Origin of the sequence: Burkholderia sp. NFPP32 (assembly GCF_900119325.1) — a bacterium.
Classification (GTDB): Bacteria; Pseudomonadota; Gammaproteobacteria; order Burkholderiales; family Burkholderiaceae; genus Burkholderia; species Burkholderia pyrrocinia_C.
The window spans coordinates 1-24,720 of the sequence record NZ_FPJP01000009.1; the positions used below are offsets into that span (position 1 = coordinate 1).

23 protein-coding genes and 1 pseudogene are annotated in these 24,720 nt (G+C 65.9%); 13 read left to right on the forward strand and 11 right to left on the reverse strand.

The features are described 5' to 3' along the window. The 9 genes from BT264_RS18375 to BT264_RS18415 all read left to right on the forward strand — a co-directional run. Positions 1 to 380: CoA-transferase (locus tag BT264_RS18375; protein WP_305729919.1), on the forward strand; the 380-nt coding region annotated here is incomplete at its 5' end. Between the two features lie 151 nt (positions 381 to 531). Continuing rightward, positions 532 to 1,929, forward strand: coding sequence for a KamA family radical SAM protein (locus BT264_RS18380; protein ID WP_072439829.1), 1,398 nt, complete (start codon positions 532 to 534; stop codon positions 1,927 to 1,929). After that, positions 1,926 to 2,834 (forward strand): N-acyl homoserine lactonase family protein, encoded by a 909-nt coding sequence (locus BT264_RS18385; RefSeq protein ID WP_072439827.1) that lies wholly within the window; start codon positions 1,926 to 1,928, stop codon positions 2,832 to 2,834. The genes BT264_RS18380 and BT264_RS18385 overlap by 4 nt, the downstream gene beginning before the upstream one ends. Continuing rightward, the gene (locus BT264_RS18390) at positions 2,831 to 4,768 is read left to right on the forward strand and encodes an FAD/NAD(P)-binding protein (protein WP_072439825.1); all 1,938 of its coding nucleotides are present in this window, start codon (positions 2,831 to 2,833) and stop codon (positions 4,766 to 4,768) included. Before BT264_RS18385 ends, BT264_RS18390 begins: the two co-directional genes overlap by 4 nt. A gap of 5 nt (positions 4,769 to 4,773) precedes the next feature. Further along, positions 4,774 to 5,427, forward strand: coding sequence for a maleylacetoacetate isomerase (gene maiA, locus BT264_RS18395; RefSeq protein WP_371287109.1), 654 nt, complete (start codon positions 4,774 to 4,776; stop codon positions 5,425 to 5,427). 2 nt (positions 5,428 to 5,429) lie between these two features. Continuing rightward, entirely contained in the window at positions 5,430 to 5,948 is a 519-nt protein-coding gene (locus BT264_RS18400) for a cupin domain-containing protein (protein ID WP_072439821.1), read from the forward strand. Between the two features lie 61 nt (positions 5,949 to 6,009). Next, on the forward strand, positions 6,010 to 6,831 hold the full coding sequence (locus BT264_RS18405) for an acetoacetate decarboxylase family protein (RefSeq protein WP_072439818.1): 822 nt from the start codon (positions 6,010 to 6,012) through the stop codon (positions 6,829 to 6,831). A 134-nt stretch (positions 6,832 to 6,965) separates the two neighbouring features. After that, positions 6,966 to 7,409, forward strand: a complete 444-nt coding sequence (locus BT264_RS18410; protein WP_072439817.1) for an acyl-CoA thioesterase — start codon at positions 6,966 to 6,968, stop codon at positions 7,407 to 7,409. A 401-nt stretch (positions 7,410 to 7,810) separates the two neighbouring features. Then, the gene (locus BT264_RS18415; RefSeq protein ID WP_072439815.1) at positions 7,811 to 9,103 is read left to right on the forward strand and encodes an MFS transporter; all 1,293 of its coding nucleotides are present in this window, start codon (positions 7,811 to 7,813) and stop codon (positions 9,101 to 9,103) included. Positions 9,104 to 9,114: 11 nt separating this feature from the next. On the opposite strand, the pseudogene BT264_RS18420 reads toward BT264_RS18415, so the two are convergent. The 3 genes and pseudogenes from BT264_RS18420 to BT264_RS38365 form a co-directional block, all read right to left on the reverse strand. Next, a pseudogene (locus BT264_RS18420) lies at positions 9,115 to 9,369 on the reverse strand (IS6 family transposase); the annotation flags it as partial. Between the two features lie 132 nt (positions 9,370 to 9,501). Continuing rightward, positions 9,502 to 10,425, reverse strand: coding sequence for a LysR family transcriptional regulator (locus tag BT264_RS18425; protein WP_072439813.1), 924 nt, complete (start codon positions 10,423 to 10,425; stop codon positions 9,502 to 9,504). Positions 10,426 to 10,575: 150 nt separating this feature from the next. Further along, positions 10,576 to 10,893, reverse strand: a complete 318-nt coding sequence (locus BT264_RS38365) for a hypothetical protein (RefSeq protein ID WP_143155747.1) — start codon at positions 10,891 to 10,893, stop codon at positions 10,576 to 10,578. Positions 10,894 to 10,906: 13 nt separating this feature from the next. On the opposite strand from BT264_RS38365, the gene BT264_RS18430 reads away from it, so the two are divergent. Then, the gene (locus BT264_RS18430; protein WP_072439811.1) at positions 10,907 to 11,134 is read left to right on the forward strand and encodes a hypothetical protein; all 228 of its coding nucleotides are present in this window, start codon (positions 10,907 to 10,909) and stop codon (positions 11,132 to 11,134) included. Positions 11,135 to 11,735: 601 nt separating this feature from the next. Here the strand turns inward: BT264_RS18430 and BT264_RS40510 are convergent. After that, positions 11,736 to 12,176, reverse strand: a complete 441-nt coding sequence (locus BT264_RS40510) for an ABC-type transport auxiliary lipoprotein family protein (protein WP_083534095.1) — start codon at positions 12,174 to 12,176, stop codon at positions 11,736 to 11,738. A gap of 430 nt (positions 12,177 to 12,606) precedes the next feature. Here BT264_RS40510 and BT264_RS18450 point away from each other — a divergent pair, with 430 nt between their 5' ends. From BT264_RS18450 to BT264_RS18460, 3 genes are all read left to right on the forward strand, one after another. Beyond that, on the forward strand, positions 12,607 to 12,819 hold the full coding sequence (locus tag BT264_RS18450) for a DUF2964 family protein (protein WP_072439807.1): 213 nt from the start codon (positions 12,607 to 12,609) through the stop codon (positions 12,817 to 12,819). Positions 12,820 to 13,265: 446 nt separating this feature from the next. Then, positions 13,266 to 13,577, forward strand: coding sequence for a hypothetical protein (locus BT264_RS18455; RefSeq protein ID WP_072439892.1), 312 nt, complete (start codon positions 13,266 to 13,268; stop codon positions 13,575 to 13,577). Between the two features lie 207 nt (positions 13,578 to 13,784). Continuing rightward, positions 13,785 to 14,009 (forward strand): DUF3562 domain-containing protein, encoded by a 225-nt coding sequence (locus tag BT264_RS18460; protein ID WP_072439805.1) that lies wholly within the window; start codon positions 13,785 to 13,787, stop codon positions 14,007 to 14,009. Positions 14,010 to 14,104: 95 nt separating this feature from the next. Here BT264_RS18460 and BT264_RS18465 read toward each other — a convergent pair whose 3' ends face one another. The 7 genes from BT264_RS18465 to BT264_RS18500 form a co-directional block, all read right to left on the reverse strand. Then, positions 14,105 to 14,887, reverse strand: coding sequence for a helix-turn-helix domain-containing protein (locus BT264_RS18465; RefSeq protein ID WP_072439803.1), 783 nt, complete (start codon positions 14,885 to 14,887; stop codon positions 14,105 to 14,107). 397 nt (positions 14,888 to 15,284) lie between these two features. Then, positions 15,285 to 15,932: a response regulator gene (locus BT264_RS18475; RefSeq protein WP_072439799.1), complete on the reverse strand. Its 648-nt coding sequence runs from the start codon at positions 15,930 to 15,932 to the stop codon at positions 15,285 to 15,287. 646 nt (positions 15,933 to 16,578) lie between these two features. Then, on the reverse strand, positions 16,579 to 18,984 hold the full coding sequence (locus BT264_RS18480; RefSeq protein ID WP_072439890.1) for a phosphoketolase family protein: 2,406 nt from the start codon (positions 18,982 to 18,984) through the stop codon (positions 16,579 to 16,581). 217 nt (positions 18,985 to 19,201) lie between these two features. Beyond that, positions 19,202 to 21,598 carry a serine hydrolase gene (locus BT264_RS18485; protein WP_083534098.1) on the reverse strand — a complete coding sequence of 799 codons (2,397 nt, stop codon included), beginning with the start codon at positions 21,596 to 21,598 and terminating at the stop codon, positions 19,202 to 19,204. Continuing rightward, positions 21,544 to 22,815, reverse strand: a complete 1,272-nt coding sequence (locus tag BT264_RS18490; protein WP_072439797.1) for a putative glycoside hydrolase — start codon at positions 22,813 to 22,815, stop codon at positions 21,544 to 21,546. The genes BT264_RS18485 and BT264_RS18490 overlap by 55 nt, the downstream gene beginning before the upstream one ends. After that, on the reverse strand, positions 22,812 to 23,726 hold the full coding sequence (locus BT264_RS18495) for a polysaccharide deacetylase family protein (RefSeq protein ID WP_309146465.1): 915 nt from the start codon (positions 23,724 to 23,726) through the stop codon (positions 22,812 to 22,814). Before BT264_RS18495 ends, BT264_RS18490 begins: the two co-directional genes overlap by 4 nt. 464 nt (positions 23,727 to 24,190) lie before the next feature. Continuing rightward, complete coding sequence (locus BT264_RS18500) at positions 24,191 to 24,589, reverse strand: hypothetical protein (RefSeq protein WP_072439794.1); 399 nt, start codon at positions 24,587 to 24,589, stop codon at positions 24,191 to 24,193. Positions 24,590 to 24,720: the final 131 nt, after the last annotated feature.

Here is a 24,720-nt window from a genome sequence, read left to right on the forward strand (position 1 = left end):
CGTTCGCGATGATCCGCGGCGGCCACATCAACCTCGCGATCCTCGGTGCGATGCAGGTCAGCAAGCAGGGCGACCTCGCGAACTGGATGATCCCGGGCAAGATGATCAAGGGGATGGGCGGCGCGATGGACCTCGTCGCGGGCGTGAAGCGCGTCGTCGTGCTGATGGAGCACGTCGCGAAGGGCGACCAGCACAAGATCCTCGACGAATGCAACCTGCCGTTGACGGGTGTCGGCGTGGTCGACCTGATCATCACCGATCTCGGCGTGATCGAAGTGACGCCGGCCGGCCTCAGGGTCGTCGAGCTCGCCGACGGTGTGAGCGTCGGCGAGATCAAGGCGAAGACCAGCGCGCCGCTCGATGTAAGCGCCGTGTCCTGAGCACCGGCGGCGAACGGCAAAGCAACACGCCGTTCCATCGATTTCGATTTGCATTAGTCGTTTCGCTGTACTTAACGCATCACATTTATCACCAGGAAGTTGATTCAGATGTCGTCACATTCATAAATCTAATCTGCTGGAGAGGGCCGTCATGAGTCAGGATCAGATGTGGAAGTTCAAGCCGTATACGAGGCACACCGTTTCCCAATCGCCGCAATGGCAGCTGTTGCCGGGCGAGCTTCGGGAAGCCGTCGACGTCGTTTCGCGCGTGCTGCCGTTTCGAGTCAATCCCTATGTGCTGAATGAACTGATCGATTGGGACAAGGTTCCCGACGACCCGATCTACCGGCTCACGTTCCCGCATCGCGACATGCTGAAGGACGACGAGTATGCGGCGATCCGCGATCTCATCCAGGAAGGTGCCGACGAAGCGCGCATCGAAGCCGTCGTCCGCCAGATCCGCCTGCGGATGAACCCGCACCCCGCCGGGCAGCTGACCCACAACGTGCCCTATCTCGACGGCGTGCCGTTAAGCGGCCTGCAGCACAAGTATCGCGAGACGGTGCTGTTCTTTCCGAGTGCGGGGCAATCCTGCCACGCGTATTGCACGTTCTGCTTTCGCTGGCCGCAGTTCGTCGGCATGGACGAGCTCAAGTTCGACGCTCGCTCGTCGCAGGAGCTCACCGCCTATCTGCGGCGTCATCCGGAAGTCACCGACATTCTCGTGACGGGCGGCGATCCGCTCGTGATGAGTGCCCGCGCGCTCGGAGAATACCTCGAGCCGCTGCTCGCGCCGGAGTTCGACCATCTGCAGAACATCCGGATCGGCACGAAGTCGGTCGCCTATTGGCCGCAGCGCTTCGTGAGCGACAAGGACTCGGACGACCTGCTGCGCGTGTTCGAAAAGGTGGTGGCGTCCGGGCGCAATCTCGCGATCATGGGCCATTACAACCATCCGCGCGAACTGCAGCATCCGATCGCGCAGCGGGCCATGCGGCGCATCATCGGCACCGGCGCGAGCGTGCGCATCCAGGCACCGCTGATCCGGCACATCAACGAGGATCCGGCCGCCTGGGCCGAGCTGTGGACGACGGGCGTGCGGCTCGGAGCGATCCCGTACTACATGTTCGTCGAGCGCGACACCGGGCCGAGCGATTATTTCAAGCTGCCGCTCGCACGCGCCTACGAGATTTTCCAGGCCGCCTACCGCTCGATATCGGGCCTTGCCCGCACCGTGCGCGGCCCGTCGATGAGCGCGTTCCCGGGCAAGGTGATGGTCGACGGCATCGTCGAGCTGGCCGGCGAGAAGGTGTTCGCGCTGCAACTGCTGCAGGCCCGCAACCCCGAATGGGTGCGCCGGCCGTTCTATGCGAAGTTCGATCCGAAAGCGACCTGGTTCGACGAGCTCGTCCCCGCATTCGGCGAAAAAACCTTCTTCTTCCAGGACGAACTGGCCGCGATGGAGCATGGCGCTGGCGGATCGGGCCGGACCATCGCCGTGGCCCGTCACGACGCCGTGCGCCCCGATTTGCTGGAGGCCGTGGAATGAGCAACCTTCTCGATCAGGAAAGCGCGGAGTACGAAGTCTTTGCGCTGCGTTACGCGACGCACGACGATCGGCGCAGTGGCGAGAACTATCTCGGCGACGATCCGCACGACGACATCTCCATGCCGCTCGACTTCTATGTCTGGGTGATTCGCGGCATGGGCCGCACGGTGCTGGTCGACACAGGGTTCGACGCGCCGACGGCCGCCCGGCGCAAGCGCCGCTATCTGCATTCGCCGGTGGCGCTGCTGGGCGAGCTCGGCATCGACGCGGCCGACGTGGACGACGTGATCATCACGCACATGCACTACGACCACGCGGGGAACATCCGCGCGTTTCCCGGGGCGACGCTGCATATCCAGGATGCGGAGATGGCGTACTGCACCGGGCGCTGCATGTGTCACGAAGCGATTCGCAAGCCGTTCGAGGCGCATGACGTGTGCGCGGCGATCGAACGGTTGCACGCGGGCCGCGTGCGATTCGCCGACGGCGATCACGCGGTGGCATCCGGCATCCACACGCACCTGATCGGCGGCCACACGGCCGGCCTGCAGGTGGTGCGGGTGCGAACGGCGCGAGGCCATGTCGTGCTGGCCAGCGACGCCGCGCATTACTGGGACCACATCCGCTCGAAGCGCCCGTTCCCGATCGTCTTCAACGTCGCGCGCATGCTCGACGGGCATGCGGCGATCGAAGCGCTGGCGGACGGCCCCGACCACATCATTCCCGGCCACGATCCGGCGGTGCGCCAGCGCTTCCCGCGCTGGAACGGGCATCCGGACATCGTGGCGCTGCACGCGCCGCCCTTGAGCGACGCGCACCTCGCCGCCGACGCGTCGCGCGCGGCGGTATCGAACCCGGCGACAGCAGCGGCCGACGTTCAACTCGAAACGGGAGAAACGCAATGACGAACACGATTTCGATTGCGATCATTGGCTTGGGGCCGCGCGGCGTCACCGTGCTCGAGCGCCTCGTCGAACATGCGCGCAGTATTCCGGCGGGCGTCGCGCTGGACATCACGGTGTTCGACGCCGGCGAGTGCGGGCAGGGCGCTCATCCGTCGAGCCAGCCGGATCACTTGATGATCAACACCGTCGCTTCGCAAGTGACGATGTTCGCGCCGTCTAGCGAGCTGGGCCGGCACGGCGCGCCGTCGCTCGTCGAATGGGCGCATGACAGCGGATATCGCTACGTCGACGGCGCGTTCCGGAAGACGGCGGTCGATGCGGGCCGCCCGCTCAACGATGCCGACCATCTGCCGCGCAGCCTGCTCGGCGAATACCTGTCCTGGGTTTATGCACGGATCGTCGCCGCGCTGCCGCGCAGCGTCGCGGTGACGCATCGCCGCGCCCGCGTGGTCGATCTCGTGCCGGCCAAGCGCGGCTACGAACTGCAAGTCGACGACAGCGCGCCGGCCTTTGCGCACTACGTGTTCCTGACGACGGGCCACGGCACGCGCCGCCCCACCGAGAGCGACCAGCGCCTCGCGCAGTTCGCGGAGCGGCATCGGGTCAACAACGGGCAGCTCGCATACGTGCCGTCGCCATACCCGATCGAGACGCTGAACGATATCGCCCCCACCGCGACCGTCGCCGTACAGGGGTTCGGCCTGACCGCACACGATGTCGTGTCCGCGCTGACGATCGGCCGTGGCGGACGCTACGTCGAACGCGACGGCGAACTCGAATACCAGAAGTCCGGGCTCGAACCGCAGATCCTGCTGTTCTCCCGCAACTGCCTGCCGTTCGCCGCGCGCGGGATCAACCAGAAGGGGTTGACGGGGCGCCACCGCCCGCGCTTCTTCACGCCGGACGCGGTGGCGGCATTGCGTGCGGCCGCGCTGGACACCACGGGCAGCAGCCTGATCGATTTCCGCGCTGACGTGCTGCCGCTGATTATCAAGGAAATGGCTTACGCGTACCGGCTCGCGCTGCAAGGCGGCAACGTCGATGCCGACGGGTTCGAGCCGCGCCCGGATGAGCTGCACGCGATCGGCCAGATTCTGTGGCCGCTCGAGGGCAGGACGTTCGAATCCTTCGACGCGTTCCGCACGTTCTTTTTCGCGCTCATGCGCGACGACCTGCATCACGCGCTGCTCGGCAACCTGACGAGCCCGGTCAAGGCGGCGACCGACGTGCTGCGCGATACGCGCGACGCGTTGCGCGCGGCCGTCGAATACGGCGGGCTGACGCCCGATTCGCATCGCTACTTCGTCGACGAATTCAACGCCATCACCAACCGCGTGTCGTTCGGCCCGCCGCTGCGGCGCAATCGCGAGCACCTCGCGCTGCACCGCGCCGGCTTGCTCGACATCGCCGGCGGCCCCGGCGCGCGGCTTGTCGCCGACGAGACGTGCGCGCATTTCCGCATCGAGGCGCAATACGGCGAGCGGGTGGAGCGCCGCTACGCGGACGTGCTCGTCGTCGCGCGGCTCGATCCGTATTCGCCGGCCACCGACGGTTCGCCGCTCTCGACCGCGCTGCTCGGCCGCGGCATCGTCCGCCCGTACCGGAACGGCGACTACCACCCGGGCGGACTCGACGTCGATACGGGTATGCATCCGCTCGGCCGCGACGGCGAAGCGCAGTCGCGCCTCTGGGCCATCGGCTTTCCCATCGAGGGCGCGCACTTCTACACGCATGCGCTGCCGCGTCCGGGCATCGCGTCGCGGCAGACGCGCGACGCCGAGCGCTGCGTGCTCGAACTGCTCGACATGATCGCGGCCGAACAGGCCACCGGCCCGGCCCGCATCGGCGTGCCGGGCGACGACACCACCGCGGCGCGCGATTCGCTCGCAGCCGCGCCTGAAGCCGCCTTGACAGCGGCGCTGGAGGGTAACTAAACATGCTGACCCTGCACGATTTCCACCGCTCGTCCGCATCGTTCCGGGTGCGTATCGCGCTCAATCTGAAGGGCGTCGCCTACACGGCGGTCGTTCAGGATCTCGATGCGCGCGCCCACCGCGCCGATCCGTATCTGTCGATCAATCCGCAAGGCCTGCTGCCCGCGCTGCGGATCGGCGACCGCGTGCTGACCCAGTCGTCGGCGATCGTCGAGTATCTCGACGACGAATATCCGGACCCGCCGCTGCTGCCTGCCGGCACGCAGGAACGCGCGCGCGTGCGCGCGCTGTTCCAGACGGTCGCGGCGGACACCCACCCGATCACGGCCATGCGTGTCGCCCAGTACCTGAAAGAGGCGACCGGCTGCGACGACGGCGTGGTGCTCCGCTGGAAGCAGCACTGGATCACCACGAGCCTGGGCGCGCTCGAGACGATGCTCGCCGGCAGTGCCGAGACAGGCCGGTTCTGTCACGGCGATCGCCCGTCGCTCGCGGACCTCGCGCTGGTGCCGCAAATCGTCTCGGCCCGCAACGTCAACATCGATATCGCGCCGTATCCGACCGTATCGCGCATTCACGACGCATGCATGCAGCTCGCGGCGTTCCGCGATGCCCATCCGGATACCTGTTCATCCCACCCTGCGTACAACAAGGAGTAACCATGCAGACGATCGAAGGCGACATTCTCTCGTTCTCGGAATATCTCGAACTGACGTCGAAACCCCCGGCCGACCCGGTGGTCTGGAAGTGGCAATCGATCGAGTCAATGACGCTCAGCCGCCCGCACAACCCGCAGGGCACGCTTGCGCTGTCCGGCGGCAGAGTCGATGAGCACGGGACAGTCGCTCCCGATCTGTCGCTCGTCATCCAGGTACTGAAGCCCGGCGAGATGACGGAGCGGCATCGCCATTCATTCTGGCATCTGTACATCGTTCAATCGGGCTCCGGAGAAATGGCGTTCGGCGAAGACCAGACGCGCGAGCGACTCGTGCCGGGCGACACGGTGTTCGTGCCCGCCTGGGGTTATCACGCCATCGGCAACCCGTCGGGCACCGAGCCGTTCGTGCTGTTCCGCCTGCAGAACCTTCCGCAGAACGCGAGTTCGGGCAATCTCATGCGCGAAATCCAGGGGGAGCTGCAAATCATCTATGCCGGCGCGGGTCTGGCATCCCATCGGTAAAACGACGCGCGGGCCGGCCGCACACGGCGGCCGGCCCGCGTACAGACGAAGGAGGTGTTCGTTGGCTTACACGTTCGAGAAGGGGCGCATCTATCGAATGCCCACGCACTTCGGACCGGCACCGGGCCCCCGGCAGGTGCCGAACGCGCTCGCAGTCGACCCGCACCGCAATCCGACGCGCATGACGGTGTCCGCGTCGTTTCTCACCGATGCCGCCCGGCTGGAACGGCATCTTCCGGAACGTTTCACGCTCGCCGGCGAGCCCGTCGTGACCGTCGAGTTCCACTACCTGACCGGCATCGACTGGCTCGCCGGACGCGGCTACACGATGGTTCACGTGAGCTGGCCCGCGATCTTTGCGGGGACGCGCGACCGCGCTGCCGGAAAGTTTCTCGCGGCGGTATGGGAAAACCTCGCGGATCCGATCATCACCGGCCGCGACGAGATCGGTCATCCGAAGCTCTATGCGGACGTCGCGGCGCCGCGGCAGTTCAACGGCGAACAGCATTGCGAAGCTAGCTGGATGGGCTTTCGCTTTCTCGAGCTCGGCGTGACGGGATTGCGGGAACCGGTGGCCGACACGCCGCCGGCCCGGTCCGACGGCACCTTGATGCTGAAGTACACGCCGCGCACCGGCGACTGGGGCGAGACCGAGCTGTGCCAGGTCACGCTGACGCCGGTCCACGACCCGTACGTCACGGTCGACCGGCGGCACGTCGGAGATGCGCGCGTGCGCTTCAACGTCGCGAGCTGGTCGGACCTGCCGACGATGGCGCACGTCGTCAATGCCCTCGCCGAGTTGCCGATCGTCGAGATGCGCGGCGGCTCGATCGTGCACGCGCACGGCGGGAAACCCTACCTCGACCAGTGCGTGCTGTCGTAGCGCATGCCCCGGCCCGTCCGGCATCGCGCCGCAAGCTTTCGCGCGATGCGCGGATGCCATCGGGCATTCAACGTTTGCTTGACCCGACCCGCCGGGCAGACCGGCGGGCACAACCTCAACCCACAGGTGCCAAGATGACCCGAGCCTTCACACAGAAATTCGACGTCACGTATCGCGACCAGGATCCCGCCGGCCACGTCAGCGCGACGATGTATTACGTGTACATGCTGAATGCATACATGGCTTACGCGCATGAACTGCTGGAGGTGCCGCTCGATCAGGGCATTCCGCAGATCATGCTGAAGACGTCGTGCGAATACGTCCGTTCCGCGAAATGGGGGGAATCGCTCGAATTGAGCGCGCGAATCACGCGCCTCGGCACGAAGAGCTTCGACCTCGAATACCTGATCACGCTCGCGGGCGACGCCGACACCGTGATCGCGCGAGGCGCGTCGACGCACGTTGCTTATGACTACGTGACGGAATCGACGGTGCCGCTTTCGGACACGTTCCGTGCGCGCGTCAGGCAATACCAGGAGGAGGAGGAGGAGGCGCCCGAATTGTCCGAAGTCGCCTGACAAACCGCGCCCACGCTGCGCCCGGTCCGATGCCGGGCGCAGCGCCACGGTCGGCAGGGGAAAGCGGATTGCCGGGATCGAATGCCGGATTCACGGCGCGCGAGCGGTGTTGACTCATGCGAAGGCGCCCGGCTCACGACAGGTTGTACCGAAAAGGCTACGTTAGCGTGCAACCGGCCGGAACGGCACACGCGAGCGAGAAGATCAACGTTCAATACAGGGTGAACGTCGAAAGGTTGCGCAGTAATCGAGTGTGGTGACAAGCGAGGCAGGACCGGGGTTCGCCAAACCTGAATGCCTGCACCAGGAGAACAACGGGCGATATGGAGCGCTGCAACCCGTCCTGCCTGTCGAAACACAATGAAAACTGTTGCAAACGGGACGCGTTCATATGGACTGGCATGTCCACTGTCGTCTCGATCCAGAATGGCGATCGCACGTCGGCGCTCTATCGCCGGCTCGACCGCCGCCTGCTTTCCTTTCTGCTCATCTGTTATTTGTTTGCATGCCTTGACCGGCTCAATGTTGGTTTCGCCCGGCTGCACATGCAATCCGACATCGGCTTGACCGATGCGCAATACGGCCTGGCTGCCGGCATATTCTTCATCGGATACGCGCTCTTCGAGGTGCCGTCGAACCTGATGCTGCCGAAAATCGGCGCGCGCAAGGCCATCAGCAGGATCCTGGTGCTGTGGGGCCTGACGTCCGCAGCCATGGTCGCGACGCGCGATGCGACGACGTTCTATGTGCTGCGCTTTCTCCTGGGCGTCTTCGAGGCCGGATTCACGCCGGGCATCCTCTTCTATCTGACCTGCTGGTATCCTGAATCGCGCCGTGCGAAAGCCATCGCCGCGGTCATGATCGGCGGCCCCCTCGCGGGCGTGCTCGGCGGCCCGCTGTCGATGTGGATCATGACGACCTTCGCAGGCTTGGGCGGCCTGTCCGGCTGGCAGTGGATGTACCTGATCGAAGGGCTGCCGTGCGTCGCGCTCGGCATCATGGCCCGCGTGCTGCTTGCCGATCGCCCCGAGACGGCGTCGTGGCTGTCGCCCGAGGAACGGCAGGAACTCGTCGACATGGCCGCGAAGCCTCAACATGCGGAGCGGCACGGTTTCGCGGAAGTCGTGAAGGATCCGTACGTCTATTTGATGAGCGCCGCCTATTTCTGCGTCATTTGCGGCATCTACCTGATCAATTTCTGGCTGCCCGGCCTGCTGGCGGCCGGCGGCGTCACCGATCCGATGAAGATCGGCCTCTATTCGTCGATTCCGTTCGTTGCCGCGACCATCGGCATGGTCGTCGCCGGCCGTAGTTCCGATCGCCGCAACGAGCGGCGCTGGCACAGCGCGATTCCGGCGTTGGTCAGCGCGATTTCGCTCGCCGCTACTGCCGTGTCGAGCGACAGGCTCGATGTTTCGCTGATTTGCATCACGGTCGCGACGACCGCGATGTGGATGGCCTACACGGTATTCTGGACCATTCCATCCGCCTATCTGAAAGGGCCCGCCGCCGCGGGCGGCATCGCGCTGATCAATACGATCGGCGTGTTGGGCGGCTTTTTCAGTCCTGCGGCAATCGGCTGGCTGCGGACGTCAACCGGGAGCTTCCGCGCGTGCCTGCTGTTGATGGTGGCCATCATGGCCATCGGCGCCGCGCTGCTTGCGGCCACCCGACCCGCTGTCCGCCGATCCTGATGCAGGTCCCCGTTCATCCGCCAACTTTTGCCGACCGGCCGCTTGCGCGAGCGGAACGTCTTTTCCAGTTTCGGCAGCAGCTTCGGCACCCATCGATAGACCGTCGAATGGCCGACCGCGAGACGGCGCTCGGCCATTATCTCCTCAAGGTGACGCAGGCTACAGCGGGTAGGCCACGTACCAGCGCACGCACCGCAGCATCACATCGAAAGGATAATGCGGCGTTTGAACACCCGTCTCAGACGCGCATCCGGCAACGGCTTCATCGGCTCGCGCTCCGTTTGATGTCGTCAGCTTATCTGACCGTCCTGACTGCGGCACCTCCCGGCGGAATCGCGGTCGGTGCCGTTGCCTGCCAGCCGCGCGTGATGCGCGGCCGATCGTTTCGGCGCGGCGCGCTACATGTCGAGCGCGCCGTCCGCAGCCCGCGCCATCGCCTTTGGCAGATACTCCTCGATGATCTTCACGACGACCTGTGTCTTCGAAGGGACGGGCCGCGTGACCGGCAGCAGCGCATGCAGGTCGAATCCCGGTACCGTGTAATCCGGCAGCAGCCTGACGAGCCGGCCGGATTCCAGGGCGTCGATGCAGACGTGTTCCTGAAGGACGCCGATACCCGCGCCGTTCAGCAGTAGCTCGTAGACCGGCCGCCAGTGGCTGGTGCTGATGACGACGTTGATCGGCGTTGGCCGCACCGATTTCGACGGGCACATCAGGCGAAGCTGGCCGTCGTTGAAGAGCCCCGTGACGCGAATGAATGGGTGCCCGACGATATCGGTCGGTTCCTCTGGCAGCCCGTGCTTTTCGATATAACGCGGCGACGCGACCAGTACGCGTCGTACGTAACCCAACCGACGCGCGACGAAATTGCCATCGCCGATCTGGCCGAGCCGCAATGAAATATCGACGCCCTCGGTGACGGGGTCGGTGATTTCGTCATTCAGGACGAGATCGATATAGAGCTGCGGATTATGTTCGCGGATTACCGTGAGGATTTCCGGCAGTACGACTTCGCCCAACCCATGCGGCGCGGCAATGCGAATGCGCCCACGCACGATCTTGTTGCCGAGCGTGACGACGGCCCGCGCCTCGTCGGCCGCGTCGAGCACGATCTTGCTTCGCTGATAGAACAGAATGCCTTCATCGGTGCACGACACCGCACGCGTGTTCCGGAGCAGCAATTTGACGCCGAGAAACCGTTCGAGCCGATCGACGCGGTCGCTAACGGTAGGTTGGCCCAGGCCGAGATCTTTCGCGGCCCTCGATAAATTGCCGCGCTCGACAACCCGCACGAATATTCGCATGGCCGCCAGCAAATCCATAGACCCTCGATAATCGGAAGAATTTAGTTATTCTGGAAGACGAAAAAGCAGGTTCGTCCGTTGTTTTCCGGCCGGCGGCGAGCGACAGTGCCCATTTGGAATGTTGCGATCTCGTTACGTGGGGCGGATGCGTAACTATACCCAATCCTGTCAACTTAAGCTGAAACTTTTGACGCATAGGAAATTCATAAGTGCCGGAGGCGGTCGGTCTGGCGTGTTTTGTGCAGCAATCAAGAGGCTGAACAGCTGGGTCGCCACGTCACTATCTAACGACTTTCGCAAATCGGCAGCATTATCCGCAGCATTTATTGAGTCCATCGCTACTGAGCGAGCTTGGCCCAAGGGCCAAGTCCGACGAAGGCCAAGTTGATGAATTTTAATGGTAATTATTTCGAGGTGGTCAAAAGTGCTGTCCGGGGCGTGCGCAAGCAATGCTGGACACTTGTCGTGCAGACGAAGCAGTTCCATTCACTCGTTGGGCATGGAGAGCAATGCTGACGTCACGACGGAACACGGGGGAAGTCCGGACGGCATGAATGGCGGCAATCTCGCGCTGTCGGTTCCGTCCGGCAACGGCGTGGCGGCGATCAATCGCCTGGTTGACGACTTCAAGCAGTGCACGGGAATCGAATGGTATTGCACCAACATCGACAAGAACTTCGAGGATCCGGATGACGAAACGCTCGTTGATTGGTGGGTGAGAAACTGAGTCTTCGGCCAGCCGGTGCCGCTGACATCGACGCGCGCCGCGATGCCGGCAGTCGCGCGGGCGCCGTCTCCACACGCAACCCGCCGCTACGCCACTGGCCATTACATCAGCGACAGCATCTCGCCCACTGCAGGGGCGCACCGCCGCGCATCGGCCAACGCCTGGCCGATCGCGTGCTGAACGACGGCCGGTTTCCAATAGATGGAAGTGCCCGCCGTCGAACTCGCGGAAGCTGACCGGGTGCTGCGACGCGCGCAACCAGTCACGCTGCCCGGCGGGGCTCGGCAACGTGTCGTCGCGGCCGGCAATCTATCGGTTCGCATATTTACGAAACAATGATCGAGATTATTGGCTATCGGCGCCGATGATTTATTCGGTTTCAATGTAATGAAAATGAAATTAATCTTAGATGGCTTACGGCAAAGTCTGCTGGCTTCGATTTGAAAATAATTGAATCGTTGTCCGGCACGAACGGGCATGCAGTTCTTGTCGAAATATCGAATCATGTGATGCGTGTGATGCGTGTGATCGACTATTGAAACGAGAGAGGCATGGAGGCCGAAACGCCGCAAAACGACGCCGTTTTCAAGGTGGTCGTCAATTACGAGGAGCAATACGCGATCTGACCGCACGACATGACTGGCCGGCCCGTGAATATTTCGAAGTCGATCGTCGATTTCGCATGGAGGCGGCGCTCCTCGCCGTAGGTGCCGAGAGTCCGCAACGCTTCGTTGCTGAGTGCGATCGCGCGTGGGGCGATGCGTATCTCGGCGCCTTGTTTCGCGGCTACCGACCGAATACCGGCGACGATCTCCGAAGCGATTTCTTCCAGCGCCCGATGGTGGCAACCGACGAGCGCATCGTTACCGCCGGAGAAGTTTTCCCGGATCACGCCATGGCAAGTCAGCGTTTGATGGCCGTGTGCGCGGCGCACGCTCCATATCGCATCAATCGGGACGTGCGAACCTGGCCGCGACTCGAATCGCCGAATCTCGACGGCAATGCGATATACGGGAAGGTCGTCGTCGTGCGAATGCGTCAGTCAACGAAGCGGAGCATCGCCACGTTCGCGTGCGCGGCCGATACCCATGCATTGAAAGTCATCGTCGAAGTCGCCTAGCGCGAACAGGGGACGCTGCGCGTCGTCGACGGCGCCGCCGGGCAATCCGGGCGGTGCCGTTGTTTTTTTCGAGGGACAGTCGGAACCGCGCCGACGCTTGATAAAAGTCAACGCCGCGGAATCCGAAGCTTCGAAGATGAATGCATGGTTTCGTGCGGCAGGCAGCGCGGGCAGAGGCATGGTCCGACCTGCCGTCCCGGAGACGCGGCGGCATCCGGCGCGCGGTGCCGGGCAGTGTGGCCGAATGGTTCCTGCGCGTGGCCACGGTCCGGTGCCGATGATTTCCGCCGCCCGGGCAAACGATGCGGATGCCTGAAGCGTCGCAGTCGTCATCCCTTTCCAGGAGAGCGGCATGTTTCCCAACGTTTTTCGCCAGTGTTTTGCCACCGTCGCGATTTTCGCGTCGCAAGCCGGGCTCATCGCAACGGTGCACGCCATGCTGGTCCACGACGGCTCGGCGCTTTATGTGGGCCTGCTGTCCTGTTGTTCGGGCGTCGCGGGATTGGTCGCGATGCGGCAACCGGCACTCCCGCGAACCGTGCGGGTCCGGCGCGATCACCCGTAGCAGGATGCGTGATGGCACCCTGGTCGAAGCCGCCCCGACGTCCGTGCGGGCCCAGCCTTGCGTGACGCCGAAAATTCAGTTGTCCGCCCCGCACACCGGGCGGTCGATGTGCGGGTGTTGCCGGTCATTTTCCGCGCCGCGCTCCATCCGGGCGGCCCCGCGGCTGTTCCCCGGGCAAACCGTCGACGTCTGCCTCGTCTCCAACCGAACGAACGGGTCGCCGTCGCCCGGCTGGCCGGCTGGATGGTCGGCGCCGGTTTCACGAAACCGGTGCCGGTTGGCGGGCAGCGTGCGACGATGCCCGTCGGTTGACGCACATCAACGAGGCAAGGCCGACGCTACGGAAGATGGAAGTACGAAATCAGGTATTGCGAGCGCACCACACTGATGAACCGGCTCTCGCCATCGATCGACGCGATCAACAGGAGCGGAACATGGGAATCGGGATGCAGATCGCTTACTTCGGCTTCGCCGGGTCGGCTCGGCTGGAGGCGGAAGCAAGCATCCAGCTGATGCGTCTCGAACCGTTCGGTACGCAACTGGCCGGCTGCCATCTCGCGATCGAGGCCATGGGCGCGTCGACTCGCCAGCCGAAGTATGACGTGCGACTCGATCTGATCACGCGCAAGGGGGAATTCCGTCCCGTTCCGCATATGACGGGCGTGGATCCCATGGACGCGCTGAAGCGGGCATTCGACATCGCCGAGCGGCAACTTGCCGGGATCGCGGCGGCTGAAGCCCACGAGAATCCGCGCTGACGCGTCCCGCGCATCGGACGCGATTCGCCATGGCACGATGCACCGGCCCGCCGCGGTTCGCGAGGCGTGAGTCGATCCGCCACGGCGATGGGGCCGCGCATCCGGGGCGTGTTGACTCAGGTCAAGCGCGGTGGCGGCGCCGCGCGTTCCAATGGATTCAGCCGGGACGACCTCGGATGAAGGCCTTGTCCTCGCGGGAGAGCGGTGATGAATCAGGATCGGTTGTTCGCCTCGTTGGCGGCCTTGGCGCGCGACCTGTCGATTTCGGACGACGCGTTGCGGCGGATGCTCGACGACGAAATCGCGACGCTGACGAAAGATGCCCGCGTGCATGATTACCTGCGGATATTCGCGATCCGTCGCCTGAGGCAGCGCATGCGGTCACTGAACGCCGCCGGCGGGTATCCGGAGCGACCGAAACCGGGACGATAGGCGATGCGCGTGCGGGTATTCGACGGAACGGGATCGAGCCTGCGGGATCCCTCCTGGTGCCGGACCTGGCTCGGCGCCGCGCGGGCGGCCAGCGCTCAGACGCGGGCGAGCCCGGCCAGATCGATGATATGGATCTGCTTGCCGTGCGGGTCGATCAGGCCGTCGCGCTGGAATTTCGACAGCATCCGGCTGACCGTTTCGAGCTTGATCCCGAGATAGCAGCCGATTTCCTCGCGCGTCATGCGCAGATTGAAATCCGCCGGCGAATAGCCGCGCGCCCTGAAGCGTTCGGACAGGTTCAGCAGGAACTCCGCGACTCGCTGTTCCGCCGACATCGTGCCAAGCATCATCATCAGGCTCGACTCGCGCACGATCTCACCGCTCATCATCTTGTGGAGGTGGTGCTGCATCGACCTCACCTTGGCGCAAACCTTCTCCAGCTGGCCGAACGGGATGATGCAGACCGTGCTGTCCTCCAGCGCGATCGCATCGCCGTTGTGACGCCCGCTGCACACGCCGTCGAGACCGAGCGTTTCCCCGGCGATCTGGAATCCGGTCACTTGCTCCTGGCCGTCGCGATGCATGACGATCGTCTTGAATGAGCCGGTGCGGACCGAATAGAGGCTCTGGAAAGTATCGTGCGCCCGGAACAGCGACTCGCCCCGCTTGACCGAGCGGGTCGTGCAGACCACCTCGTCGAGAACGGCCAGGTCGGCCGCGTCGAGTTCCTCCGGCATGCACGCCGAACGGACCGAGCAGGTCGAACAGCGCGCGCCGGGGCGCTTCACTCGCTCGTCCCGATCGACGGGACGAAGCGCGATCGTCATCGCATGCGCGACGGCGGGGTGGGCATTTTCGCGGGATTGGGCAGTCAGCATGATCTGCTCCTGGTCACTCGGTTGGGTGCGGCGCCGCGGCATGGATGGTGCGTCATGCCATGCCGCGGTCGGTCTGGTCGGGAAATTCGTTCCTGGTCATTTGTCGGCCGTGCACGGCGTGGAACCTGGCGATTTCGTCGGTGCGACGGCGACGACCCGGGACGCGGAACGGTGCAGCGCAATCGACGGGCAGACTGACGACGGCATGATCGGCGCCCGGGCATCCATGTAAAGCAGTATGGTTCGCGCGCGGCCGGACTGAAATCGGCGGGGATGGAAAGTCAGGTAGGGTTTGGAGAACGGCTGTAGGAGGATGCTGACAACGGCTGCGTCTGGTGAAAACCCTCGTTGGCGTCGCCCGGGTGCTCCAGCATGGTTAAGCGCCTGCCGTCGGCTGTCAGATGCCGTCGTGGTCGTCGAACAGCTTGTGCTGCATCGCATAGCGTACGAGCGCCGCATCGTGCGGCATCTGCATCTTGTCGAGGATCCGTGCCTTGTAGGTGCTCACGGTCTTCGTGCTGACGCATAGGGCCTGAGCGATCTCGGAAATCGTCTCGCCGGCCGCGATCCGCCGGAACACGTCGAACTCGCGGTCGGACAGGCGCTGATGCGGCAGCGAACCGGGGGGCTCGTTGAGGCGCTGCGCCAGTTGCTCCGCCATCGCCAGGCTGACGTAAACGCCGCCCGCCGCGATCTTCGACAACGCCGCGACCAGTTCGGCGCTGGCGCTTTCTTTGGTCATGTACCCCGATGCGCCGGCGCGGAACGCACGCGCCGCATATTGCTGTTCCGCGTGCATCGTCAGCACCAGCACGCGCAGCGTGGGTTTCTCGTCCTTGATCTGCTTGATCAGCTCGATGCCGTTGCGGCCCGGCATCGACAGATCCAGCACCAGCACGTGCGCTTCGGTCGAGCGGACGAGCGCGACGGTCGTGACGCTGTCCCACGCCTCGCCCGCGATCTCGAAGCCGCTGGCGCCCCGCAGGATGTGTCGCAGGCCGTCGCGCACGAGCGCATGATCGTCTGCGACGAGTACCTTGATCATGGCGGCATGGCTCCTTGTTGCGCCGCCTGAAGCGGCAACGCGCCCGCGCTCGTGAAACGGCCGGGCGCGGCGGCCGGAGCCACGATGAAGACGAGCGGAACCGCCAGGGACCCGCGCCTGCCGGGGTGAGCCGGGCGCGGTATCGGGCTGGGGGAGGTCCGGCTGGCCATCGTGACTGTACTCCCCGGGCATGGCGCAACCGCGATATCGTGTGCGGGGCTATGACGCGGCGCTATCGCTCGCCGTGTCGGCAAAACTTCAATTCGTACATTGTGCGCCGGCACAAGGGCTTGTGCCAGGAGCGCCAGTTCGCTCAGGGCAAGACGACCTTGAGCAACGAGAGAGCCAGACGGGATGACAGGGCTTTCGCGGCGCAGCCGGGGCATCGCCGCGCCGTTCGGTTCGGACACGCTGCACGCGCGGCAGTCGTGTCCCGCCGGCGACGCCACGATGCGCCGCGCGATGCCCGCGATACCCACCGGCAGCACTCCGCGGTGCGCTTGAAATGTGTCACGCGCACCGGTCGGCGCGGCAATACAGTCGAAACCGGGGCGCATGCGCCATCGACGGGCATCTCGCCCGGATAGCGCGGCCGGGGGGCTCGATCGGCGCTAAGCCGTGGCCGCCCCCGGTGCATGCGAGCGACTCACAGCATCGGATTCCGGCTGCCCGGCGTCGCCTGCCAGCGCCAGTCGCGGATTTCCGGCAGGTCGTCGCCGTACCGGTCCACGTGGCGTCGATGCTCGACCAGCCTGTCGCGCAGGTACTGCCGGAAATGCGCGCCCGTCTGCACGTGTTCGCCCACGTGATCGAGCACGGCCTCGCACAGATGGAAGCGGTCGACCCGGTTGAGGACCGTCATGTCGAACGGCGTCGTGGTCGTCCCTTCCTCGATGAAACCATGCACATGGAAATTCGCGTGATTCGTGCGGCGATAGGTCAGCCGGTGAATCAGGGCGGGGTAGCTGTGATGCGCGAATATCACCGGCCGGTGGGTTGTGAACATCGCGTCGAAATCCGCGTCGCTCAATCCGTGCGGATGGTCGTCGGCAGGCTCCAGCGTCATCAGGTCGACGACGTTGACGACCCGGACGCGCAACGCCGGCAGATGGGTGCGCAGCAGGTCGACGGCCGCGAGCGTCTCGAGCGTCGGCACGTCGCCCGCGCAGGCCATGACGACATCCGGCTCGCCGTCGCCGTCGTTCCCCGCCCACTCCCAGATGCCCGCGCCGGCGCTGCAATGCCGGATCGCAGCATCCAGGTCGAGCCATTGCGGTGCCGGCTGCTTGCCGGCGACGATCACGTTGATCCGGTTCCAGGTGCGCAGCGCGTGATCCGTGACGACCAGCAGCGTGTTCGCGTCGGGCGGCAGATAGACGCGCACCGTGTCGGACTTCTTGTTGACCGCGAAATCGATGAAGCCCGGGTCTTGGTGGCTGAAGCCGTTGTGGTCCTGCCGCCAGACGTGCGATGTCAGCAGGTAGTTGAGCGACGGCAGCGGCCGCCGCCAGCGGATTTCCCGGCAGGCCTTCAACCATTTCGCGTGCTGGTTGAACATCGAATCCACGATATGGATGAACGCCTCGTAGCACGACATCAGCCCGTGCCGCCCGGTCAGCAGATAGCCTTCGAGCCAGCCCTGGCAGGTATGCTCGCTGAGTATCTCCATGACGCGGCCGTCCGGTGCGAGCTGGACGTCGTCCGGATCGGTCGCGGCCATCCAGGTGCGCGCGGTGACGTCGAATATCGCCGACAAGCGGTTGGATTCCGTCTCGTCCGGGCCGAACACGCGAAACGTCCGGTCGGCCAGATTTGCCGACATCACGTCGCGCAGGAAGCCGCCCATCACGCGCGTGGCCTGCGCGTCGACCTGCCCGGGCGCGGGCACCGCCACCGCGTGGCGGGTGAAATCCGGCATCCGCAACTCGCGCGCTTCGCTGCCGCCGTTCGCCACCGGATTCGCGCTCATCCTGCGCGGTCCGGCCGGCGACAGCGACCGGATTGCCTCGCACGGACGCCCGTGCGCGTCGAACAGTTCGTCGGGGCGATAGCTGTTCAGCCAGGCTTCCAGCAATTGCAGGTGTCCCGGTTGTTTCAGGTCGGCGATCGGCACCTGATGCGAACGGAAGTGCCCCTCCGTTTTCAGGCCGTCGACGCGCTTCGGGCCGGTCCAGCCCTTGGGCGTGCGCAGCACGATCATCGGCCAGCGAGGGCGGACGAGCTTGCCTCCGCTGCGCGCCCGCGTCTGGATGCCGCGAATGTCGTCCAGCGCGTCGTCGAGCGCGGCCGCCATGCGCTGGTGCGCGGCCATCGGCTCGTCGCCCGAGACGAACAGCGGCCGATAGCCGTAGCCGGTCAGCAGGCTCTCCAGTTCGTCCTGTCCGATGCGGCTGAGGATCGACGGACTGGCGATCTTGTAGCCGTTCAGATGCAGGATGGGCAGCACCGCGCCGTCCGATGCCGGATTGAGGAACTTGTTCGAATGCCAGGCGGTGGCGAGCGGCCCGGTTTCCGCCTCGCCGTCGCCCACGACGCAGGCGACGATCAGCCCGGGATGATCGAAGGCCGCCCCGAACGCATGCGACAGCGAGTAGCCCAGTTCGCCGCCTTCGTGAATGGAGCCCGGCGTCTGCGGCGCGACGTGGCTCGGCACGCCGCCGGGGAAGCTGAACTGGCGGAACAGCGCCGCCATGCCCTCGGCGTTCTGCGGCACGTTCGGATAGGTATCGCTGTACACGCCTTCGAGCCAGGCGTTGGCGAGCACGCCGGGACCGCCGTGGCCCGGGCCGGCGATGAACAGCACGTCGAGGTCGCGCGCGTTGATCACCCGGTTCAGATGGGCGTAGATGAAATTCAGCCCCGGCGTCGTGCCCCAGTGGCCGAGCAGGCGAGGCTTGACGTGCGCGATCTGCAGAGGCTCGCGAAGGAGCGGATTGTCGAGCAGATAGATCTGCCCGACCGACAGATAGTTGGCGGCCCGCCACCACGCGTTCATGCGATGCAGCAGCGCGTCGGAAAGCGGGGCGGGGGAGGTCCGGTCGGCTTGATTCATGCAACGCTCCTGAAAGCGGCCGTGCCGCATGGAAGACAGCGCGATTCGCGACGAATCGCCCAGCGTCCACGGTACGGCGAGTGGCCCGGCGGCGCTTGATCGTCATCAAGCCGGCGCAACGATCGCCGGCGAATCCGTCATACGGCTGGCCGATTGGAGGGTTCCGCCCCGGTCATGCACGCCGTCGCCACCCCGGCACGGGCAGGCGGCGGGATCGTCAGTAACGCAGATAGCGGCTCCGCAACGCGGAAAACGATGCACTCCGCCGTTCGGCGACGGCCTCGATCGCATCGAGGCCGTCGCCGGCGCGAATCGCCTGCCACACCTGCGCATCCCCGATCGAGTCGCGCGTCGCGTCGAGATCGAATGTCGCCGGGTAGAGCGCATGCAGGACGGACAGCAAGGCGAGGCCGAGCCGCGCCGGACGTCGCGGCTCGCGGCCGGCGTGGAGGTTGACGCCATGGCACAGCACTCCCCGGTACGTGGACTCGGTGGGCACGAAGTCGACCGGCTCGGCCTGCACGCCGAGATCCAGCGCATTCAGCATCGCGGCCACGCGCGCACTGTCGAGCCACGGCGCGCCCACCCATTCGAACGGATGCGGCGAGCCGCGCCCGACACTCACGTTGGCGCCTTCGAGCAGCGCGACGTCGGGGTAGAGATCGAGCTGCGCCGCCGTGCGCAGGTTCGGCGACAGCGGCGTCCATCCCAGCCCGGTGTCCGCGAACCGCATCGACCGCCGATAGCCGCGCAGCGGGATCACGCGCAGATCGGCGCCGATGCCGCGCTCGCGATCGAACAGTGCCGCCAGCTCACCGACCGTCATGCCGGGCAACAGCGGTAGCGGGAAATAGCCGGTGAACGATTCGCGGCCCCGATCGAGCATCGGGCCGCCGACACGGTCGGCGCCGAGCGGATCGGGGCGATCGAGGACGAAGAGCGGAATGCGATGGGCGGCGGCGGCTTCCAGCGCGTAACCCAGCGTCGTCTCGTAGGTGAAGAAGCGCACCCCTGCGTCCTGAAGATCGAACACCAAGGCATCGAGCCCCTCGAGCGCGGCGTCCGGAATCCGTCGGCGGGTGCCGTAGAGGCTGTACACGGGCAGCCCGGTCGGCCCGTCGCGCGCATCGACGACCCGCGCGTCCTGATCGGCACCCAATCCGTGTTCCGGCGCGAACAGGGCGGCCAGTTCGACATCCGGCGCGTGCGCGAGAAGGTCGATGGTACGCGCGCCTGCGCGGTCGAATCCGGTGCGATTCGTGATCAAGCCGACCCGGAGGCCCGCGAGCGGCGCAAAGCGCAACGCTTCCAGTACGTCGATGCCGGTGTCCACCGGCCCGGCCCCGTTCGGCGGGCGCGTCGCCGCCGCGAGCGCCGGTGCGGCCGACGGCAGCGCCAGCGCCTGCCCGGCGGCCGATTGCGGTGGCGACTGGCTGGCCAGCAGTGCGATCGCCTGTGCGCGAAGCGGCCGAGCATCGCCGCGGTCGTCCGGATGCACGCGGTTCGTCAGGATGATGGCGAACTGGCGGGACACGAAATCGATCCAGATGGCGGTGCCGGTATAGCCGGTATGCTCGACGGCGCCGACCGGAACCAGCCGGTCACGGTTGGCCGCCAGCGGTCCGCTCGACACCCATCCGAGGCTCCGCCACGGCGGCGGCGAAAGCGGCGTGGCCGGCGTCACCAACGCGGCGATGCTTTGCGGCTGCAGAATCCGCGCGGCGCCCGCGCGGCCGTCGTCGAGCAGCATCTGCGCGAACCGCGCCAGGTCGTCGGCCGTCGAGAACAGGCCCGCGTTGCCGGCAACGCCTCCCATCCGGGCGGCGGTCGGATCGTGCACCCGCCCGCGCCGCATCCCGTTGCGATCCACGGTCGTCGCCGCGCTGCGCGCCGCCCGCGCGGCGTCGGGCAGGAACATCGTGTCGTGCATGCGAAGCGGCGCAAAGATTCGATCGCGACAATACGCGGCCAGCGTGCGATGCGTGATCTGCTGCACCAACTCGCCCAGCACGACGAAATTGATGTCGCTGTAGATCGCCCGTTCACCCGGCTGCGCGCGCAGCCGCTGCGCGACGACTTCGCGCAATACCCCGTCGCGCGTGGCCGCATCGGGGCCGAGCGGCAGATCCGGCGGCAGGCCCGACTGGTGCGTCAGCAACTGGCGCACGGTCACCGCCTGCTTGCCGTTGGCTGCGAAGGCGGGCCAATAGCGGGCGACGGGGCTGTCGAGATCGAGTTGCCCGCGCTCCACCAGTTGCATGACCGCGGTCGTCGTGGCGATGACCTTCGTCAGCGATGCCAGATCGAACACCGTGTCGACGGTCATCGCTTCGTTGCCCGGCACCTGCACGCGCTGCCCGAATGCCTGCCGATAAAACACGTGATGCGCGTCGCCGAACGCCAGCACCGCGCCAGGCACTCGGCCCGCCGCAATCTGTGCCGCGACGATCCGGTCGAGCTGCGCGCGGGCGCCGGCGTCCAGGTTCGCGCCGTGCGCGGCCCAGGCAACGCATGCGCACGCGAAGCCCACGGCCCGGCAGGTCCGCACCAGATGCCGCTTCAACGCGGCAATTGCGCGGCGTCGTAACGGTTGCGCGGATTCCACAGCATCCATCCATCGGTGTCCGCGGCGTCGGCCGCGTCGGTTTGCGCGCGGATCTGGTTCGCATCGAAGGCCCGCCGGTCGAACGCATAGTCGCGAAATGCCTGCAGCCATGGACGGAAGCGCACGCCCGGGAGCCCGGTGCGCTCGCGCGCTTCCGCCAGCGAGCGCCTGACGATCTGGCCGGGATCGGCGACGGGATTGGTGCAGCCCGGCAGGCCCCACGTGAAGCCCGACGGATAGAGCATCGGCGAAATGTAGTCGAGCGCGGCGCCCAGCGACTCGATCTGCTGCCCGATCGCCGTGTCGTCGAGGTTCCAGCACACGTAGCCGAAGATGTCGGCGGACACGAAGACGTTGTACGGCTCGAGCCGCGTGCGCGCCGCCTGCAGGAAGCCGACGATGGCCGATGTCCGGTTGGCGCTGGTGTTCGGCTGCGCGAAGCGCAAGCCGCGCGCATCGGGAAAGCGCACGTAGTCGAACTGGATCTCGTCGAATCCCAGGCGCGCGGCCTCTTCGGCAAGGTCGAGGTTGTGCTGCCAGACGTCGCGGGAAAACGGATCGACCCATTGCAGGTGCTCCCGATCGTGCCAGACCGCCCCGGCTGCATCGCGTACTGCCCAGTCGGGGTGTGCGTTGGCGAGCGGGTCGTCCTTGAAGACGACGATGCGGGCGATCAGATAGAGATGCCGGCGATGCAGGTCGGCGAGCCGCGCCGGGAAGTCGCGGTCGACCGGCGCATGTTCGCTGAGCCGGGCCGCCGCGCCGATCGCTTCGCGCGCGGTGCTCCGGTAGGGCGTCAAGCCGCGATCGCCCTTGACGTCGATCACCAGCGCATTGACGGCGGTCGTCCCGCTCAGACCGACAGCGGCGTCGCGGATGGCCGCGCTGTTCACGCCGTAGACCGACAGGTAGACGGCCTTCGGGCGGAACGGCGTCAGGCTCAGCGTGACCGGGCGGCCGTCGTCGATGTCGGTTTGCGTGCTGCGCAGATAGCCCGGCGCTCGGGCGGCGACGGTCGATCCCGGTTGCGCGATGTCGAAGCGGCCGTGGTCGTCCGTGCGCCCGGTGGCCGCGGCCGTGGTGACGATCGCGCCGGCGATCGGGTGCTGTGTGCTGCCGTCGATCACGATGCCGGTCACGGCCTGCGTGCCCGCGCTGGCCGACATCGCGGCCAGCGCCAGCACCGCGCACTTCGCAAGCCGCACCGGCCAGCCGCCGCGGGTCATGGCTGCTGCTCCCCGGTGCGGGCCGGCTGCGCAGGCGCGTCGCCCAGCAGCCGCGCCAGCGCGGCCGGCCCATGGGCGTCGGTCATCAGGAAGCGCGGCAGCGCGAGCAGTGCCGCGTGCCGGTCGGCGTGGCGGCCCACCAGCGTGAAGCCCGCTGCATAGCCTTGTTCCGCCGCGATCGACATCAGTTCGTCGTCGTAGATGCCGAAGGGCCAGGCAAGCATGTCCACGCGGGCGCCGGTCTCCGCTTCGAGACGCTTGCGCGAGCGGTCGAGCTGGGTCCGGACGAACTGGCGGAAATCGGCCGCGCTGCGCCGGCGTCGTTCGACCTTGAAGTTGGGATGCCAGTACGTATGCGACTGGATGTCGAACAGCCCGGTTTTCCCGAGCGTGCGCAACTGGTCCCAGGTGAGCGCATACGACGCGTTCGAGATGGCGGACGGGTAGATGAACAGCGTGACCGGCAGCCGGTCACGCAAGACGATCGGCAGGAGTGCTTCGAACACCGAACGATGGCCGTCGTCGAGCGTCAGCGCCACCGGCCTGGACGGCAGCACGGCGGCCGGATCGCGGATCCAGTTCACGATGTCGCGCAGCGGCACGAAGTGATAGCCGTGTTCGCGCAGATAGCGCAGTTGCGCTTCGAAGGTGACGACGCGCACGGTCATCGAATCGTCGGCGGTGGCCGAGAACCGGTGATACACGAGGATCGTCGCGCTCGATTCGGCGGCCTGTGCGAAAGCCGTCGCCGGATGTGCCAGCCAGCATGCGACGACCAGCAGCCGGCCGAGCATGGCGCGGGTCGTGCGGAACGGATCGCGGGATACCGCGATCCGGACACCCGCTCGGCCGCGCTCGGGCCGGTCGGTCGCGGCTTTGCCGTCAGCGCCCATCAGGATCGTTCCGGACATGTTCGTGTGTCGCATGGAGGCTTGCGAAGGAGAGACGGGCCGTGCTGTCTCGTGATGTGCCATGGTGTGGCCGGCATGCGGCGCGGCTCATGATGCAGGTCAACGGGTGGCAGGATCGGCGGCCGGGGGCGGTGCGTCAGGCCCGCGCCCGTGCGCGGCCCGGCCGAACGGACTTTCGGCCGACGGGAACTCGGCCGAGCGGGAGCGGCCTTGGATGGTCGATCGTGCGGAGAATCGCGTCGGCGCATGACGCCGACATTCAGGTAGACCGATCGCCCTTGCTTGGCGGACTACGGGTGAGCGTTTCGTGGCCGGATGCCGACGCAGCCGGCGCGACCATGCGTTAGACGATCATGTGCGTTAGCAATCGGACACGACAATTTCAACGCTTGGCCGGAGCTCGCGGAATCGCTCGGTTGCAACCGAAACGGTCGGTTCATTACCGGACGCGCGGAACCATGCGATCACTGACCGAGCGCGCCGCTTCCCGGACCGCCGGGCTGGCTGTGCATGTAGCCCGGGCCCATTCCCGTGCCCATGCCCATGCCTTGCCCTCGATGCATACCCCACATGGGAGAAGCGTCCGGGAGCTTGATGCCGCGCGCCTTCGCGCGCTTTTGCATCTCGGCATGATGTTCGTCGCGGATTTTTTCGCGCTCGGCATCCGACGCCGCAGCAAGCATACGGGTCCGGTATTCATTCCGCTCGGCCGGCGTCATCAACTGGCTGCCATAGATCATGCCGCCGGCCTCGCTTGCCGGACTGCCAGCGGGCTGACGTGGCTGGGCATCGGCGAAACTGACCGTCATCGCGATCGCGATGCCGAGCAGACAGGTAACGGTGAACGTATTCGCTCTGGACATGACGGTCTCCAAGCCGGTTGAACGTGTTCAACCGTACACGGAAGGGCGGTAAATCCTTTGCCTCAGATCAAGCCCCCCGGTGGTGGGCGTCAATACCATCGAAATGCATACCGGCAATCGCGTTCGACGAG